The organism is Chloroflexota bacterium, assembly GCA_026708035.1.
Lineage (GTDB): Bacteria > Chloroflexota > UBA11872 > UBA11872 > UBA11872 > JAJECS01.
The window spans coordinates 167,739-184,351 of record JAPOVQ010000035.1 but is presented as its reverse complement, the minus strand read 5'-3'; the positions used below and the strand labels follow the sequence as shown (position 1 = coordinate 184,351).

The 16,613-nt window shown below is 68.0% G+C and carries 17 protein-coding genes; 7 read left to right on the top strand and 10 right to left on the bottom strand.

Annotation, left to right across the window (positions count from 1 at the left end; genetic code table 11):
• Positions 1-2 precede the first annotated feature (2 nt).
• A complete protein-coding gene (rpsI, locus tag OXG33_14530) occupies positions 3-395 on the top strand; it encodes a 30S ribosomal protein S9 (GenBank protein MCY4115131.1) in 393 nt (130 codons plus the stop codon).
• A gap of 7 nt (positions 396-402) precedes the next feature.
• Here the strand turns inward: rpsI and scpB are convergent, their stop codons facing one another.
• The 6 genes from scpB to OXG33_14500 all read right to left on the bottom strand — a co-directional run bounded on the left by scpB (position 403) and on the right by OXG33_14500 (position 5,100).
• Complete coding sequence (scpB, locus tag OXG33_14525) at positions 403-1,014, bottom strand: SMC-Scp complex subunit ScpB (GenBank protein ID MCY4115130.1); 612 nt, start codon at positions 1,012-1,014, stop codon at positions 403-405.
• A complete protein-coding gene (locus OXG33_14520) occupies positions 1,011-1,784 on the bottom strand; it encodes a ScpA family protein (protein MCY4115129.1) in 774 nt (257 codons plus the stop codon). The genes scpB and OXG33_14520 overlap by 4 nt, the downstream gene beginning before the upstream one ends.
• Complete coding sequence (locus OXG33_14515) at positions 1,781-2,269, bottom strand: HD domain-containing protein (protein MCY4115128.1); 489 nt, start codon at positions 2,267-2,269, stop codon at positions 1,781-1,783. Before OXG33_14515 ends, OXG33_14520 begins: the two co-directional genes overlap by 4 nt.
• Positions 2,259-2,909, bottom strand: a complete 651-nt coding sequence (locus OXG33_14510) for a site-2 protease family protein (protein ID MCY4115127.1) — start codon at positions 2,907-2,909, stop codon at positions 2,259-2,261. Before OXG33_14510 ends, OXG33_14515 begins: the two co-directional genes overlap by 11 nt.
• Positions 2,910-2,967: 58 nt before the next feature.
• Positions 2,968-3,732, bottom strand: a complete 765-nt coding sequence (locus OXG33_14505; GenBank protein ID MCY4115126.1) for an SAM-dependent chlorinase/fluorinase — start codon at positions 3,730-3,732, stop codon at positions 2,968-2,970.
• Between the two features lie 93 nt (positions 3,733-3,825).
• A complete protein-coding gene (locus tag OXG33_14500; protein MCY4115125.1) occupies positions 3,826-5,100 on the bottom strand; it encodes a hypothetical protein in 1,275 nt (424 codons plus the stop codon).
• Between the two features lie 119 nt (positions 5,101-5,219).
• On the opposite strand from OXG33_14500, the gene gcvH reads away from it, so the two are divergent.
• From gcvH to gcvPB, 3 genes are read left to right on the top strand one after another with little or no spacing between them, the layout of a single operon-like run.
• Positions 5,220-5,612, top strand: a complete 393-nt coding sequence (gene gcvH, locus OXG33_14495; protein ID MCY4115124.1) for a glycine cleavage system protein GcvH — start codon at positions 5,220-5,222, stop codon at positions 5,610-5,612.
• Positions 5,596-6,954 (top strand): aminomethyl-transferring glycine dehydrogenase subunit GcvPA, encoded by a 1,359-nt coding sequence (gene gcvPA / locus OXG33_14490; protein ID MCY4115123.1) that lies wholly within the window; start codon positions 5,596-5,598, stop codon positions 6,952-6,954. The genes gcvH and gcvPA overlap by 17 nt, the downstream gene beginning before the upstream one ends.
• Positions 6,926-8,398 (top strand): aminomethyl-transferring glycine dehydrogenase subunit GcvPB, encoded by a 1,473-nt coding sequence (gene gcvPB, locus OXG33_14485; GenBank protein MCY4115122.1) that lies wholly within the window; start codon positions 6,926-6,928, stop codon positions 8,396-8,398. Before gcvPA ends, gcvPB begins: the two co-directional genes overlap by 29 nt.
• A gap of 10 nt (positions 8,399-8,408) precedes the next feature.
• Here gcvPB and OXG33_14480 read toward each other — a convergent pair whose 3' ends face one another.
• On the bottom strand, positions 8,409-9,374 hold the full coding sequence (locus OXG33_14480) for a hypothetical protein (protein ID MCY4115121.1): 966 nt from the start codon (positions 9,372-9,374) through the stop codon (positions 8,409-8,411).
• Positions 9,359-10,069: a M23 family metallopeptidase gene (locus OXG33_14475; protein MCY4115120.1), complete on the bottom strand. Its 711-nt coding sequence runs from the start codon at positions 10,067-10,069 to the stop codon at positions 9,359-9,361. Before OXG33_14475 ends, OXG33_14480 begins: the two co-directional genes overlap by 16 nt.
• Before the next feature lie 101 nt (positions 10,070-10,170).
• Here OXG33_14475 and OXG33_14470 point away from each other — a divergent pair, with 101 nt between their 5' ends.
• From OXG33_14470 to OXG33_14460, 3 genes are all read left to right on the top strand, one after another.
• The gene (locus OXG33_14470; protein MCY4115119.1) at positions 10,171-11,427 is read left to right on the top strand and encodes an enolase; all 1,257 of its coding nucleotides are present in this window, start codon (positions 10,171-10,173) and stop codon (positions 11,425-11,427) included.
• 701 nt (positions 11,428-12,128) lie between these two features.
• Entirely contained in the window at positions 12,129-12,713 is a 585-nt protein-coding gene (locus OXG33_14465; protein MCY4115118.1) for an HD domain-containing protein, read from the top strand.
• 154 nt (positions 12,714-12,867) lie between these two features.
• Positions 12,868-13,923, top strand: a complete 1,056-nt coding sequence (locus OXG33_14460) for a tyrosine-type recombinase/integrase (GenBank protein MCY4115117.1) — start codon at positions 12,868-12,870, stop codon at positions 13,921-13,923.
• Positions 13,924-14,027: 104 nt separating this feature from the next.
• Here OXG33_14460 and OXG33_14455 read toward each other — a convergent pair whose 3' ends face one another.
• Together OXG33_14455 and hflX are read right to left on the bottom strand one after the other, a co-directional pair.
• Positions 14,028-15,362: a hypothetical protein gene (locus OXG33_14455; GenBank protein MCY4115116.1), complete on the bottom strand. Its 1,335-nt coding sequence runs from the start codon at positions 15,360-15,362 to the stop codon at positions 14,028-14,030.
• Entirely contained in the window at positions 15,359-16,588 is a 1,230-nt protein-coding gene (hflX, locus tag OXG33_14450; GenBank protein MCY4115115.1) for a GTPase HflX, read from the bottom strand. Before hflX ends, OXG33_14455 begins: the two co-directional genes overlap by 4 nt.
• Positions 16,589-16,613: the final 25 nt, after the last annotated feature.

Genomic DNA, 16,613 nt, shown 5'->3' with positions numbered 1-16,613 from the left:
CCATGCTTGAAGGGAACTACTACTACGGTCTGGGCCGGCGAAAGTCAGCCATTGCCCAAGTGCGGGTCTTTCCGGGCGGCGGTCCGTTCATCGTGAACGGCAAACCCATCGAGCAATTCCTGCCGCTGGCGTTTGACCGGTACCACGCCCTGGAACCCCTGCGCGTGCTTGAAGAGGCCAACGTTGGCATCTCGGCGCTGGTGAAGGGTGGCGGTCAGCGCGGCCAGGCGGGCGCGATCCGCTTGGGCTTGGCGCGAGCGCTCTGCGAAATGGACCGCGAGTTTCGTCCGCCGCTGAAGCGCGCCGGCATGCTCACGCGCGACGCCCGCGTGAAGGAGCGCAAGAAGCCAGGACTGGTCGGCGCGCGCAAGGCCAAGCAGTTTACGAAGCGCTAGTTTTCGCTCAGTCGTCCGCGGTTTGAGTCGGCGGGGCCTCACCGTGCTCAGGGTCGGGAAGATCGAGCTCCGGTAGCGCGCTGAGCGACGGAATGCCGAAGTAGGCCAGAAACAGATCGGACGTCCCGAATTGGACCGGGCGTCCGGGCGTATCGAGCCGCCCGACTTCCTCGACCAGCCCGCGGGTGAGCAAGGTGGCCAGGGCGCTGTCGGCGTCCACCCCGCGGATGCTTTCAATTTCCGACCGGGTCACGGGCTGTCGATAGGCGATGATTCCCAGGGTTTCGAGCGCGGCCCGCGAGAGGCGCGCTCGCGTTTCGAGGCCAAGCAAGCGCCGACAAAACGTCGCCGCCCGCGGCGACGAGACCAACCGATAGCCGTCGGCATGCTGCAGCAGCACGATGCCGCGGTCGGCGTAGACGTCCTGCAGCCGCGACATCGAGTCGGACACGTCGGCGGCCGGGGCGCCGGTGATCTCGGCGATCTCGTCGACGGTCAACGGGCGGTCGGCCACGAACAGCAGCGCCTCGATCACGACGCTCAGGCCCAGATCGTCGACCAGCTCGTCGGCGAGATCGGGGCCGCCAGCGGCCGGCGACTCGCGATCGGGCGTGGTCATCGGGTCGTTTGCCCGTCGCCGTTGGCCGTCGCGGCCGACCAACGCAACGTGATTTCGCCAAACGGCCGCGCCTGCACGACCTGCACGCTGCGCTCGATCACCAGGTGGAGCAGCGCCATGAACGTCGCGACAAGCTCGTCGCGTCCGTTGCACTCGGCGGCGAGCGCCGAGAACGACAGCTCACCGTCGCGGGCCATCCGCTCGCGCACGGCGCGCACGCGTTCTTCCACGGTGACGCGCCGGTGCGGCACCGGCGGCCCGGCGTTGGCCTCCTCGGCGCCGGCCACGAGCGACCGCATGGCGGCCATGAGCACGTCCAAATCGCCGCCGCCGGACTCGAGCGGCGGCTGAGCAACAAGGGGTGTGGCTACCCGAATGAAGGAGGTGGCGCCCGATTCCCAACGTTCGCCCAGATCGGCGGCAACGGCTCTGAACGCGGCGTACACCCGCAACCGGGCGGCCAGATCCTCGGCCGTCTCTTCCTCCGGGTCGTCGGGTTGGGCCGGCAGGAGCGCGCGCGACTTGAGCAGCAGCAACTGGGAGCCGACGAGGAGGAATTCCGAGGCGGCGTCGGCGTATTGCGCCTCGATGTCCTGCGCGTAGGCGAGGAATTGGTCGGTGACTGCGAGCACGGAGACGCCCGTGATGTCCAATCCCTGACGCTCGATGAGATCAAGCAGCAGGTCGAGCGGTCCGTCGAATCCGTCGACCCGGACCTCGAAGCCGGTAAGCGCCGAATGTTGACCGACCGCGCGCCAGGGAACCTTCATCGCTTCGAGTCCAACTCCGCCAGCAGCCGCCCACGGGCGTGGTCGCGGTGGCCGTAGGCGCGGATGGTTTGCACGACCTCGGGCGCTGAGCCGGCAAGCTCCGCCAGTTGCGCGCTGGCCTCGGTATGCGCCACCAGGCCCGACACCCGGCCGCGACGGCTGCTCGGCGGATGCCGTCGCCAGCGGATCAGCAGCCACGGCGCGGACGTTTCCAGCAGCGTCAGCATCACCCGATCGATGCGGCCCGGTCGGCCCTTGCCCACATCATGCAGCAGCGCCGCCACCCAGAGCACGCGGTCGTCGGGCGCGGCGGCCCGGGCGGCCGCATATACCGCCAGCGAGTGCCGCTGATCGACCGGCCGCAGCCGCCCCACGAGCCGTCGCTCGTTCGGCGTCAGTTGCTGGAGGGCCGCAGCCAGTTGCCGGCGCGGAACCCCGCGGCCGAAGGTCCGGGCGAACTGTTTTGCGCGGTAGCTAAGCGCCAAGGAGAAACTCGAAGATCCATTGGGCCGGGCCGGTGATGATGATCGTTCCCTGGGGAATCAGCCAAATGAGCATGAAGATGCCGATGAGCAGGTAGGGACCATATCGCCGCAGCTCGTTCAGCCGGTCGGCGAGCGGCTGCGGAGCGACGCCGACGAGCACGCTGAATCCATCCAGCGGCGGGATCGGCAGCAGATTGAAGACGGCAAGCACGATGTTGATTTCCACCGCCACCAGCAATGCCTTTGCCGCCAGGACATCGGGCGTAGATCCAATCAGGTTCGGCAATGAGTCGAGAAGCTGGCGCGTGACCGGGGTCAGCGCCAACGCAAGCGCTACGTTCGACACCGGGCCGGCGAGCGCGACCAGCGCCATCCCGCGGTTGAGGCCGAAGCGGAGCCGGTAGGGATTGACCAGCACCGGCCGACCCCAGCCGAATGAGGCGAAGGCGATCATGAGCGTGCCCAGGGGATCGAGGTGACGCATGGGATTCAGCGTCAAGCGCCCCTGGAGCCGCGGCAAGTCGTCGCCAAGCCACGTGGCGGCCAGCGCGTGCGCGGCCTCGTGAATAGTGATCGCCACGACGAACGCGACGATCACCATGATGAGGAACTCGGGATCGGAGGCGTATCTCAGCAGCACGGCGCAGTCCCGGAGCCTAAACTTGACATAATGTGTCGCGCATGCACGAATCGCGGCATCACGCCGGCCGCAGCCGAACGGGGTCGCCGCGTTTCGCCCCCAGGGTCGATTGGGCGCTGCTGCCGGGAACCGCGATTTCCAACAGCCCAAGGCTGCTCACCACGGCGACAGGATCCGATCCCGATCCGTAGGTCGGCTGCACGCCGTCGATGCGCATACCGCAGAGTTCCACAACGCCGTGCGCGATTGCCTCTACGGCTGCGCTCGGGATGTTGGTGATCAGATTGCCAAAGTGATCGACCTGGACGATCCGCCCCTCCGCCATGCCGTCCCGCGCCTGCGCCACGGTCTCGGGTGCGGGAAGGGCGTCACCGATGGGCGATGCCATCGCGTCCGGTCGCACGTAGCGCGCAAGGTGCCCCGCGACGGGGGCGAACACATCCCGACCATGAAACGTGGGGTGAGGATCGGGGTTCCAGTAGTCGGGTCGGTCGAGATGCCAGACGCCTTCGATGGCAGGCGGGCCCATCAGGAGGCCGTTGTCGGGTCCCACCAGCCACCGCGACGCCGCGCGCACGATGAGGCCGCGGCGCCGGCCGCCCACACCGGGATCGACGACCGCCACGAGGATCGCGCCAAGTGGCAGGCGCTCCAACGAGGCCGCAACGACGACCGCGCCAAGTGCAATGTCTTGTGGGGGGATTCCGTGCGTGATTGAGACCACACGAGCGTCCGGGGCTTGGGCCAGCACGGCGGCCTCCATCTGGCCGGCGTAGGAATCGGTGGTCCCAAAGTCGCTGATCAGGGCGACGAGGCGCTGCATCAGGCCCCGAATGCCACGGAGTACATGCCGCCAATGGTGGCAGGGATGACGCCCGCTGGCCGTGGTGACCCCGACAGTCGCATGCGCGGAGGTCTATTTGACATAAATATTCTCAGCCGACGAACCGTCGGCCTGGGTCGACTTGATCGCCGCGAGCCGGGAGCGAGTCCGCCGCAGCGCGTCGCGGAGCGCCAGCTCGGGGTCGATCCCCACGCTCTTGGCGTCGAGCGCCAGACCCAACAGCGCGTCGCCGGCGCGGGCATCGTCGGCGGCGATTTCTGAATTTCGATACCAGCGAATCGCAGCCGTGGCGCCCGGCGGCAGACCGTCCGTCGCCGCACGGCCATCCAGGATTGCGGAGAGCTTGGCCGCCTGCGCCAGGGCGGGCAGCGCGCCGTCCCGGATCGCCTGGCCGTCTCGCGCGGCTTCGGCGCGTTTCGCGTGCTGCCAGATGGCGGCGACCTCGGATATCTCGTGGGCGGTCTGCTCGCCAAAGACGTGCGGATGGCGGCGCACCATCTTGGCGGTGACTCCTTGGACGACGTCCGGCCAGGCGAAGTTCTCGGCCTGGCGCGCGATTTCGGCGTGCAACACGATGTTGGCCAGGAGGTCGCCGAGCTCGCCCGCGAGGTCGCTCGGCTCGCCGTCGTCAATGGCGTCGACGACTTCCGCGGCCTCCTCCAGGACATACTTGCGCAGCGAGGCGTGGGTTTGGGCCCGGTCCCAGGGACAGCCTTCGGGTCCCCGCAGCGTTTCGAAGACCTCGCGGAGACGAGTGACCGATCGCTCGCGCGAGGCTTCGGTAGGCTCCGCGCGCAGCGTCAGGGGGAACTCCGCCGGTCGATCGTCGAGGTCCTGCCAGGTGGTTGAACTCCACGGGCGGAGGCGCAGTTGGGCAGCATGGCCGAACTCCCGCGCGATCGTTTGGCGCCAGCGTTCGAGCTCGGCCGCATCGCGTATGCCCCGCACCACCGCCGCCAGCGCCGGGTCGGGCAGCCACGCTTGGGCCGCCGGTCCGATCAACGCCGGTCCGGGCGCCTGAGGTCCGTCCAGACCCAACACGTCAACCTCGCAACCGGTATCCGCCAGGACCTCCGAAACGATGGCCGCTCCCGGGTCGTCATCGGCTCCATAGCCAGGGGCCAGGTAGGTCAGGTCGCCCGTCCCCAGGCCAAGCAGCCGTGCTTTCCACGATCGGCGCGACGGCGTGGCCAGCCGCACCACGGGCCGATCCACAAGTCCGTCCGGCGGCTCGACCCAGCTGACGAGCGTGTCGGCGCCGCGAATCGCCCGACGAGCGCGTGGCGCCAGCGCGGCGGGATTGCCGACGCCCACAAAGACGACCGTGCACGACCGGACCACTGTCATCAGATTCACAAACACAGGTAGGAAGGCTGGGCTATTCTAGGCGTCGGTCTAGCCGAGCATCGCGGCACGCCCCGCAACGTTGCGGGACCACGCGCGCCACACCAGGTAGACGGGATTTCATGACCAGCCCAACCGACGCGCGCTATTCGCGCGAGCACGAATGGGCTCGATTTGACGGCGATGACGTCGTCGTGGGCATCACGCGCTATGCCGCCGACGAACTGGGCGACGTGGTGTATGTGGAGCTTCCCGCCGAAGGCCTCCACGTCGAGGTGATGGACGAATTCGGCACCGTTGAGTCCGTGAAAGCCGTGTCGCCGCTCTACGCGCCGGTGGCCGGGGAAGTAATCGCGGTCAATACAGCGCTCGACGGCGCGCCGGAGCTGGTCAACAGCTCGCCCTTTCACGAGGGCTGGCTGATCCGCGTGCGTCCGGATGACGCCAACACGGCCATCGAGGATTTGCTGGACGCCGAGGCCTACGACGCATTCGTGGATGAGCTACTCGCCTAGCACCGACGCCGATCGCGCGCGCATGCTGCGGACCATCGGCGTTGATTCGATTGATGACCTGTTCGTCGATATCCCTGACGCCTACCGCGATCCCAGGCTCGATTTGCCCGAGGCCCTGCCCGAGGTCGACGTGTTGCGCGAGGTGCGCGGGCTGGCCGAGCAGAACCGGGTCCCCGAGGGCGTTCCCAGTTTCCTAGGGGCCGGGTTCTACCGCCATTACGTGCCGGCGCTCGTGGATCAACTGCTGCTGCGCTCCGAGTGGTACACGGGTTATACGCCGTATCAAGCCGAGATGACGCAGGGCACGCTGCAGTCGATGTACGAGTTTCAGAGTCTCGTCTGCCGGCTCACGGGCATGGAGGTGGCCAACGCCTCGCTCTACGACGGCGCCACCGCGGTGGCCGAGGCGGTGCTCATGTGCCGGGCCATCACCCGCCGCTCCGGCGTCGTCATGGCCGGCACGGTGCATCCGGCCTACCGGGAGGTCGCGGCCACCTACACCCAAGCGGTCGGCGTGAAGCTGCGCACCGTCGACGCTTGGATGCGGACCGGCAATGACGTGGCGCCGGACATCGAGGCGGTGGCGGCGGCCATCGACGATACGACCGCCTGCGTGGTGCTGCAGCGCCCCGATTTCTTCGGATGGGTGGTGGATCCGGCGCCGGTGGTGGAGGCCGCCAAACGTCACGGGGCGAAGATCGTCTACGTCGTCACGGACCCGATTTCGCTTGGATTGCTCACGCCTCCGGGCGAACTGGGGGCCGATATCGTGGCGGGCGAGCTGCGATCGTTGGTCGGCCCGCCCGCATACGGCGGGCCGGGCGCGGGGATGCTTGCCACGCGGCAGGCGTTCATTCGCCGCCTGCCTGGGCGTATTGCGGGACGGACGACCGACCTCGACGGGCAGCAGGGATTCGTGCTGACCCTGCAGACCCGCGAGCAGCACATCCGGCGCGAACGCGCGACCTCGAATATCACGACCAACCAGGCCCTGGTAGCGCTTGGGGCGGCGATTTCGATCAGCGCCCTGGGGCCGGCGGGCGTGCGCGCCCTCGCGACGCGAAGCCTGAGCGCGGCGCATCGGTGCGCGGATGCTCTCAGGAACGTTGGGGCCACCATCTCGAGCGCAGCGCCCTACTTTCACGAGTTCATCGTGCATACGCCACGCGGCGGCGAGGAGACCGTCAAGGCGCTGGCGGACCAGGGGGTCTTCGGCGGCTATCCGCTGGGCCGGATCGATCCCGTGCTCGATGACGCCTTGCTGGTGTGCGCGACGGACCTCACGACAAGCGCCGACCTCGAGGCGCTTTCGAATGCCTGGCAGGCGGTGCATCGTGGCTAGCGAGCCGTTGATCTTCGAGCTGGCCAGTCCCGGCCGGCCCGGCGTGCGACCGCCGCTGCCGCAGTTCGACGCCGTCGATCCGGCGGCGGTGCTGCCCGAGAGTCAAATCCGCGAGACGCTGGATCTGCCGGAGGTCTCGGAAATCGACGTCATGCGTCACTTCGTGCGCCTCTCGCAGCGCAATCACAGCATCGACACGGCGATCTATCCGCTGGGCTCCTGCACGATGAAATACAACCCCAAGATCAACGAGGTGACGGCGCGTCTGCCAGGACTGCTCGAGCCGCATCCCTACCAGCCCGAGGCGTCGGTGCAGGGGCTGCTTGCGCTCATTCATGATCTGGAAGCCCTGCTGGGTGAGATTGCGGGCTTCGCCACGGTCACCACGCAGCCCGCGGCGGGTTCGCAGGGCGAGATGGTCGGCTTGTTCTGCATCCAGGCCTGGCTGCGCAGTCGCGGTGAGCGTCGGACGACGGTGCTGGTGCCCGACTCGGCGCATGGCACGAACCCCGCCACGGCCACGATGACCGGGATGCGCGTGGAGCCCCTGGGCACGGCGCCGGACGGCAACATCGACCTGGACGAGCTTGACGCCAAGCTCAATGACGATGTGGCGGCCCTGATGCTCACGCTGCCGACCACGCTTGGCCTGTTCGAGCAGCGAATCCTGGAGGTCACGCGGCGCGTCCATGCGGCCGGCGGGCAGGTGTATGGGGACGGCGCCAACATGAACGCGATGCTGGGCCGGGTGCGGCCCGGCGATCTGGGCATCGACGTGATGCACTTGAATTTACATAAAACTTTCACCACGCCCCACGGCGGCGGCGGGCCCGGGGCGGGGGCGCTCGGCGTGCAGCCGCACCTGACGCCATTTCTGCCGGGCCCGCGTATCGTCCAGACGGATGCGGGCTATGCCCTGGAGCCGGCGGGTCCCGACAGCATCGGCCGGGTGCATTCGCACGTCGGCAACGTCGGCAACCTGATCCGCGGTTACACCTACATTCGCAGCCTGGGACGCGAGGGAATGCGTGAGGTCGCGGATGACGCGGTGCTGCACGCCAACTATCTGCGGGCGCGACTGGCGCCGCACTTCGACATCCCCTACGACCGGATCTGCATGCACGAGGTGGTGCTGTCGGGCACGAGGCAGCGAGGGCTGGGCGTCCGCACCACGGACATCGCCAAGCGGCTCATCGACTACGGCGTCCATCCGCCCACGGTGTACTTTCCGCTGATCGTCGACGAGGCGTTGATGATCGAGCCGACGGAAACCGAATCGATCGAGTCGCTGGACCAGTTCGCGGAGGCCCTGATCAGCGTGGCCCACGAGGCCAAGACGGCTCCGGATTTGCTGCACGCCGCGCCTACGACGGCGCCCGTTCGCCGGCTGGACGAAGTGACGGCCAACCGCTCGCCGGACGTGAACTGGACCCCGGCCGGCTAGAACCCAAGGCTCAGTTGGCCCGGGCGCGCTCCCACGTGACGACGTGCAGGTGCGCCTCACGCGCCGCGCGGAAGGCCAGGGCGGCGCCGTTGGGGCTGATCCGCCAGTCCAGCACCTCCATGTCGATGTCGTGTCGATCCGGATCCGTGAGCGCGCCCTCCACATAGAACCCGGGGACCGCCAGTCGCCAAAGGCGAAACGGGCGGCCCGGCGCTCGTCGGAGGGATACGGCCAAGAGGCCGCTCTCATCCGGCAGCCAGCGCAGGCTCATACGCGACGGCAGGGTCCATCTGCGGCCGCTGAACAGGTCGATGACGAACTGTCCGTTGCGGCCGCGCTCGTCGAGGACGACCGCGAACGTCATGTACCGTCCGGAGGGAGAGACATTCGCGGCGAGCACCTGGCGACCGAGCGGCCATTGCTCGTGCAGCTGGTCCTCCGGTCCTATGACGCGGAGGGTGGTCTCTGCCTCCAGGCTGTCGCTGCCGATCACCAGCAGCATGCCGTCGGCCCGCCAGCCGGCGACGCCGCCCAAGACTTGGGCCACGACCCGGCGATCCCCGCCATCCATCCGCGTGCGAACCACGTCCGCCGGATACATGAAGGGCGCGATGGCGCCTGAGTTCCATAGGCTGCCGGCCAGGTGCGTCTCCGCCGGATTCGAGAGCGGATGACTGCCGATCCGTGGCACTTCCCATGTAGCCAACGTGTTGCGGTCGTGCACGCGCGCAGTCTCGTGCTGTTGACCGGCGGTCAGGATGTAGCGCCCTGTCCTCGAAAACGTCCCCCACAGGTGCGAGACGACCCGCTCATCACCTGTTTGGACGTTCACCGCTCGCGTATAGGGCTGCCCCGCGTCGTCGACGTCGAGCATCCAGACCTCGTCCCCACCAGGCGACCAGAACCAGCCGGGGTGCACCGGCCGCAAAACCGCCGCCTGCACCCGCACGGTCGCCGGGTCTATGCCGGTGGCCACGGTAGCTCGAACTCGTTGAGATAGGGCCCGCCGAAGCGCACGTCCGGTTGGTCGTAGATCGATTGCCAGCGCGCAGGATTTTGGAGATCGATCTGGAACGGGAGCCCCCCTCGAGGCGCGTAGATCGCGGGCCAATCGGCGGCGACCCACGGCAAGGGGTTGGTGCTGGCGCGCATGGCGTCGTATCTGATCTCGAAGTGCAGGTGCGGCGAACCGCTGCAGGCATATGTCACCGAGTCGCCGCTTTCGCCGATCACCTGTCCGCGGCGAACTCTCTCGCCAATGTGCGACACGAGGCTTCGTGACAGATGTCCGTAGATGGTTGTTATGCCGAGCCCGGGATGATCGACGGATACGTGCAGCGGCCAGGCGCGGCGCACGCCGCCGATCTCGCGCACGACGCCATCGGCCGCGGCGATGACTTCCGTGCCGCATGCCATGCCGAAGTCGACTCCGAAATGCAGCCCCTGACCCTCGTTGTAGATGCTGCGGCGCATGCGGTAGGCAAACGTGGTGTTGCCGTACCACTGGTCGAGCCACCAGGTTCGGGGTGACGACTCCCCGGCGATTGGGAGCGAAAGGGCTTCCACGGCGGGCGCCGGGCGCGCGGTCACGGGCACGACGGTTGCCAGCCCAAGTCCGGCGACATAGGCCAAGAGCCGCCGGCGTCCGAGCAGCGACGAGGGATGAGGCATTTGGGCGTGAACTCTCCCCGCTGGGGCCAGCGTCGCCGCTGTCGGCGGCCCGCCGAACAAGCGTGCGAGACTGTGGCGCGCCACAGCCATCAGGTGCCGGAATGCGGATTACGCGCATCGAGCGAATTGTCGTCGACGCTGGTCACACGCCCACGGCGGGACGCCACATGCGGCGCGGGCTGGCCGATTGGGCCCTGTCCGAGGTATGCAAAGTTACCACCGACACCGGCCTCGTGGGGTGGGGCGAGACCCTGCCGCACTACACGTGGGGCGTGGTGACCGACGCGGGCGTGGAGCGCGCCCTGGGTGCGAATCCAGCCGATCTGCTCTGGGACGACTCGCTCGGCGCCGGCCTGCAGCAGGCACTGTTCGACCTGGTTGGGCAGTCGCTCGGAGTGCCCGTGCACCGGCTCCTGGGCTCCGCCGTGCGCGCGCGTTGCCCCCTGGCCTGGTGGTGCTACGACATGCCGCCGCACGACTGGGCGGCGGAGGCTCGCGCCGGCATCGAGGCGGGCTACACCGCGTTCAAGCTCAAAGCGCGTCCGTGGTTCGACATCATCGAGCAGGTGGAGGCCGTCAGCGCCGCCACGCCCACGCACGCCAAGCTGGACCTGGACTTCAACGCGCTGCTGGTCGATGCCGGACACGCAACTTCGGTGCTTACGACGCTGGCCGGCTATCCCAAGGTCGCGATCTTTGAAACGCCGATTCCGCAGACCGACATCGGCGGGAACCGCGCCCTGCGAGCGTCCGTGCCGCGACCGATCGCGATGCACTTCGATTCCCCGCCGTTCTTGACGGCTGTGAAGGAGGGCGTGTGCGACGGCTTCGTCGTGAGTGGCGGCGCCGCGACCTGCCTGCACCAGGGGGCGCAGGCCGCCGCCGCCAACATGCCGCTGTGGCTGCAGCTGGTGGGCACGGGCATCACGACGGCCTTCGCCATGCACCTGGGCGCGGTGCTGCCGGCCGCGCGCTGGCCGGCCATCAGCTGCCTCAACACCTACGCCTACGACCTGCTCACCGAGCCGTTGCCGGTGGAGCATGGCTACGTGCCGGTGCCCGATGGGCCGGGACTCGGCGTCACGGTTGATGAGGATCTCATCCACCGCCTGCGGCGACCGGATGCGACGCCCATAGAGTTGCCGCGCACGATCTATTCGGTCCGCTGGGCGGACGGGCGCACCGCCGAATACGTGGACCGGGACGTCTACGAGCCCGATTTCATGGCCGGCAACCAGCCCGTCTTCGAGCGCGGCGTGACGCTGACCACGAGCGAGGACGACGGCAGCGTGGATTTTGACAATCGCTTTCGGGCGATTGAGGCCGCCAGCTGCCTGGTCGGCGCCTCTGGTGCGTGAGGCTACCGTTCGATTCCAAATGTCATTACTCCGCCGGCAGCCCATAGCGGCGCTGATATGGCAATCAGCACCACGGCGAATAGGCCTAGTACGAGTCCGGCAATTGCCATTCCCCGACCACGCTCGGTTTTCTCGCTCTTCAAGAGCCCGAAGCACGAGAGCGGAATTCCGATGAGCACCCCCAGAAGCGCCCCATAAGTTCCCAAATAAGGAATCCAAGCAATTAGGGCGCTCAGAATTCCTAAGACCATTCCAGCAACTGCCATGAATCCGCATTTCGTGGACCTATTGGTCCCCAATCAGGCCACAGTAGTGGGCAACACTACACAACGGGGCATTCGGCAGCTAGTTTAGGACGCCGAAAATATGCATGGACTCTACACATGGAGAGGCGGCGTGCAATTAGCTCATCGCCCCACCTCTCTCGCACCAGGGCGGTTTTCGCATTAGTAGAACTAATACGCATTAGTTCTACTATCTATAGCCTGCGGCCCGGTGCGGCTACGGGGCCGTGACACGACGGCCCGGCTGCGTACCTGGCGCGCGCGCGGGTGAACTGAGAGGGTGGATTCCCACCCCGTATCAAGTACGGGGCAGGCTCTTCGCGGGAATGACGGAACGAATGCGGCCTGCTGCCAGGGAGTCGCCGGGCACTTTCGAGCTGGGGCACACTGCATCGATTGCCGCCGCGAGGGTGCGTCATGTCGACTACCAATGAGCAGCGCGAGCACGTGAGACACGAGCTGCCGCAGATCGCCGAGATCGTCGACCCGGAATTGCGTGAGAAGGTCGTGGAGGCGTGGGCCGTGGCGCTGAACCGCAGCAGCTTCGACGCCATCGCCGATATTCCGGCGTCCGGCAACCCGGGAATGCCGACGCTCATCAATGGCACCCAGGCCGACCACATTCGCGGGGTGACCCAGCTGGCCATCGTCTTGGGAGACGAGCTGCAGCGGCAGTTTCCCGAACTCCACGTCGACCGCGATCTGCTCATCGCCGGCGCGCTGTGTCATGACGTGGGCAAGCCTTGGGAATTCGACCCTGAGAACCAGGCGCGTTGGCAGTCGTCGCCCAGGAGAGCCGGCCGCCCGTCGATCCGCCATCCGGCCTACGGCGTCCACATCTGCCTGACGGTGGGGCTTCCGGAAGAGGTGGCGCACATGGCGGGCGCCCACTCCGGCGAGGGCGAGCTCGTCGAACGCAGTCTGGAGAACACCATCGTCCACCACGCCGACTACGCCTTTTGGCGGGCGGCGGAGGCCGGAGGATTGCTGGAGGACGCCTGATCGCGGGGACGTTAGGTCGTCACCCCGGCGGATGCCGGGGTCCAGAATCCGGCATTCCTCGGCCGCACCGGAGCAACTGAACTGGATTCCGGCCTTCGCCGGAATGACGGACTCAGAGTGACTCCCCGGCGGCAGTAACGGCGGCTTGACACCGGTGATTTTGTTATGTAAAGTCAACGCCATGGATCGAACGCTGCAAGCTGCTTCCGAGCGCTTCCTGGACAGTCTGCGGGCCAAATCCCCGCGGACGCGAAGCACCTATGCCACCGGTTTGCGTCGCTTTGTGGCGTGGGCGCGCCAGGATGCCGGAGCCGCGGAGATCACGCTCGACCGGCTGGACGACGGCTCGCTGGAGGGCTTCTATCTGGCGCTGGCCGACGAGCTTGGGCCCGAGCGTGAGGCGACCATCCAGACCTATGTGGCCGCCGCGCGCGCATTCCTGCGGCATTGCTTGCGCGAGGGATCGCTGACCACCGTCTCGATCGAGCGTGCCGTGGAGCGCCTCCACGGCGTGCGGTCCGCGCCGCGCTATCGCACGCCGCGGGTCGACGACGCGCTGGCGCTTGTCGTTGATTATGTCAAGAACGAGCTCCCGAAACTCATTCCCGCCGATGCCGGCGAGGAGACGCGCCTGCGCTTCGCCCGCGACCGCGCCCTGGTGCAAGTGCTCTACGGCACGGGAATGCGGCGCGCGGAGGTGGCGCGGCTCGATCGCCGGGACGTCGACGACGGCCACGCCGAGCAGGCCTTGATCACCGGCAAAGGGCGGCGCGAGCGGGTGGTCTTTTTCGATGACGACGCGCGGGAGGCGATGCGGGCCTACCTGGGGCTGCGGCGCGATGCCTACGTGCCGCTCTTCATCCGCCACCACGGCGCGCCGCGCGACCCGGGCCGGGGAGGCGAACGCCTCCGCCTATCGCCGCAGTCGGTCTGGAAGATTGTGAAGCGCTACGGGGCGGCGGTCGGAGTGACGGCCACCACCCACGGCTTCCGTCACCTCAAGGCCACTTCGCTGCTCAATCGCGGCGCGAATCTCTCGCACGTGCAGGACATCCTGGGACACGCCTCGCCGGATACGACCAAGCGGATTTACGCCCACTACGAAACGGCGCATCTGCGCGAGGTCTTCGATCGGTTCAGCGTGCCGGCGGACGAGGCGTCCGCACGCGCGCGGCGCCGACGCCGGTCGCCCGAGGAGCTGGCGCGTTAGTAAGCGTCCGATCGATGAGGGGCAGACGGCGTGCATCCGCCCCAATCCGTTAAGCAGCCCCTTCGACAAGCTCAGGGCGAACGGATTGGGGCGTGGCTCAGGGACTAGTTCGAATCTTCCCCAAATAGCTTCGCGAGAGACGCTAGCGCGGCGGCGCGCAGCGCGTCGCCGCTCTCCGGCGTCCAGGCCGCCGGCTGCTGGTACCAGGGATGGGCGGTTTCGGCCTCATAGCCGCCGTGCGCGGCCACGCGGCGGGTGGGCAGGTAGCCCCAGTTGCCGTTGCTCCATCCGGCCACGATGGTTGCCGGCGCCGGTGACCCGGACCGGATGGCCTGCCCATCCGCGGCAAACAGCTCCACCGGCGTGGCGACGACGGCCAGGTCGCCGACTCGCAGCGCCTGAAGCTCGACCTCCTGCCGGCCGGTCCACGCCGGGTCGTCGTGGGCTGCGAGCACGCGCTCGGCGTGCTCGACTTCGTAGGCCTGGTAGTGACGACGCATCACGTCGCTGTCGGCGGCTGCGACGCGCGCTTCACCTGCCGCACGCATTGCGCGGGCTGCTTCGGGGCTCGGCAACTCGGCGTGTGCAAGCAGCGCCCCTTGCGTTGCTGCGGCGACCGAGGCCGAGGCCGATGGGCGCGCTGTCTGGAGGGCCCGGACCGCCGTCAGGGCGAGGGCGTGGCCGTGGCTGCGGGACTCGCCGTAGCCGCGCGCTCGGGGATCCGTGAAGCGCAGATTCGCATTGGCGCCGGCCCCATTGATGAAGATGCACGGCGCGCCGGTGATCAGCTGCACGCGACGCCGCAGGTGGCCGGGGTAGTCCGCGGAGAAGATGCGCTCGCGGCTGCTCGTGGGGTGGCAGCCATAGTTCACCAACGTGACGACGGGCTGGCCGCCGCCATCGCGCGCCTGCGCCGCAATGAGCGTTGGGTCGATTTCGTGCGGCCATCCGTCACCGGGTCCGTCCGGGGCCACCTGCCGCGAGCGTCGGTTGACCCCGGCAAGCCAGGTTCCAAAACCAACAACGATCTCCGCGCGCGTTTGCCGCTCCAGGGCTGCCCCGGCGACGGCAACGGTAGTCGCCGACAGATCCTCGAGAAAGTCGTCGTCCGTGTCGCCCATGGGCGGCAGCACGCCGGTTTCCGGTCCCCCGTGCCCGTGGGTGCAGGCGTACATCTGGTGGTCGACCGATATCCCCGTTGCCGCGCCGACGCGCTCGCGAGTCCGCTGAATCCATGCCGGCGTGAGCCCGACCAGGTCGAACGCCGCCAGCATCACGGTCGAGCCCCCACTGGTAGCTGCCAGGACATGCAGCTCAAGTGGGTCCTTTGCGCCGAGGGCAGACCCCATGCGCGGACTGAACCCCGACAGGTCAACGCCCACCCTTGGCGTGATGTCACCGCTCGCGACGCCGATGTGGATTCGGCCACGTGCGGTCATGGGGCCTCGGCCTCGACGCGGTAGTGGTCATAGCGACCGGCCAAGGCCGCCGGCAGCGTGCCTTCGATCCGGGTCCCGTCCGGTTCATGCGCCTCGCGCACGACCGCGCCGCGACGATGAAACAGGCTCACCAGCTCGCTGTCGGCGTAGGGGATCCGCACGGTGAGGTTCACGCTCGACGCGCGCGCCGCCTCTCCGAGCCGATCCCGAAGCTCTTCCAGTCCCTGCCCGGTGAGCGCGGAGACGCGCACCGCGTTGGGAAAGTCGGCGACATCCACGTCCGGGGCCAGATCGCTCTTGTTGAGAGCCGTGATGACGGGCCGGGCGTTCACGCCGATCTCGCTGAGCGTGTCTTCCACCACCTGCACTTGCCGCAGCATGTCGGGCGCCGCCGCGTCCACGACATGCACCAGGAACTGCGCTTCGAGCACCTCTTCGAGCGTGGCGCGAAAGGCGTCCACGAGCCGAGGCGGCAGGCGCTGAATGAACCCAACCGTATCCGTGAGCAAGAGCTCCCCGCCTTGGGGAAGCTGCAGCCGCCGGGTGGTCGGATCGAGCGTGGCGAAGAGCCGGTTTTCGGTCAGCACCGCGGCGTCGGTGAGCGCATTGAGCAGCGAGCTCTTGCCGGCGTTGGTGTAGCCCACCAGCGCGGCGACGTTGAGGCCGGCGTCGCGACGCCGGCGCCGGCGGCTGCCGCGCTGCTCGCGCACGCGCTTCAGCCGGGCGTCGATGTCGCGGATGTGGTCGCGATAGAGCCGCCGGTCGGTTTCGATTTGCGTCTCGCCCGGACCGCGGAAGGGGCCGATGCCGCCCCGCTGGCGGGAGAATTGGACCCACAACTCCGATAGGCGCGGCAGCAGGTATTCGAGCTGGGCGCGTTCCACCTGCAGGCGGCCTTCGGCGGTCTGCGCGCGGGCGGCGAAGATGTCCAGGATCACGCCGGTGCGGTCGAGCACTTTGCCCTCAAAGGCGCGCTCGATGTTGCGCTGCTGGCGCGGGAGCAGCTCGGCGTCGATCACCAGCACGTTCGCCGCGGCGGCGCGGCTGGCCTGGATGGACTCCTGCAACTGACCTTGACCGATCAGCGTGGCGGGACTGGGCTCGCGAATCCTGACGCAGCGGCGTCCGGCAACCGATGCGCCGGCTGTATCGACCAATCGGGCCAGCTCATCCAGCGAGGTCTCGGCTGGCCAATCGCCCAGCGACGCGAGGCCGTCGATGCCCACAAGAAAGGCCCGCTCGCGAGCCTGG

Coding starts and splice junctions, on each gene's coding strand:
- rpsI (MCY4115131.1), top strand. CDS start 3: ATGCTTGAAGGGAACTACTACTACGGTCTGGGCCGGCGAAAGTCAGCC.
- scpB (MCY4115130.1), bottom strand. CDS start 1,014: ATGACCACGCCCGATCGCGAGTCGCCGGCCGCTGGCGGCCCCGATCTC.
- OXG33_14520 (MCY4115129.1), bottom strand. CDS start 1,784: ATGAAGGTTCCCTGGCGCGCGGTCGGTCAACATTCGGCGCTTACCGGC.
- OXG33_14505 (MCY4115126.1), bottom strand. CDS start 3,732: ATGCAGCGCCTCGTCGCCCTGATCAGCGACTTTGGGACCACCGATTCC.
- OXG33_14500 (MCY4115125.1), bottom strand. CDS start 5,100: ATGACAGTGGTCCGGTCGTGCACGGTCGTCTTTGTGGGCGTCGGCAAT.
- gcvH (MCY4115124.1), top strand. CDS start 5,220: ATGACCAGCCCAACCGACGCGCGCTATTCGCGCGAGCACGAATGGGCT.
- gcvPA (MCY4115123.1), top strand. CDS start 5,596: ATGAGCTACTCGCCTAGCACCGACGCCGATCGCGCGCGCATGCTGCGG.
- gcvPB (MCY4115122.1), top strand. CDS start 6,926: ATGCCTGGCAGGCGGTGCATCGTGGCTAGCGAGCCGTTGATCTTCGAG.
- OXG33_14475 (MCY4115120.1), bottom strand. CDS start 10,069: ATGCCTCATCCCTCGTCGCTGCTCGGACGCCGGCGGCTCTTGGCCTAT.
- OXG33_14470 (MCY4115119.1), top strand. CDS start 10,171: ATGCGGATTACGCGCATCGAGCGAATTGTCGTCGACGCTGGTCACACG.
- OXG33_14465 (MCY4115118.1), top strand. CDS start 12,129: ATGTCGACTACCAATGAGCAGCGCGAGCACGTGAGACACGAGCTGCCG.
- OXG33_14455 (MCY4115116.1), bottom strand. CDS start 15,362: ATGACCGCACGTGGCCGAATCCACATCGGCGTCGCGAGCGGTGACATC.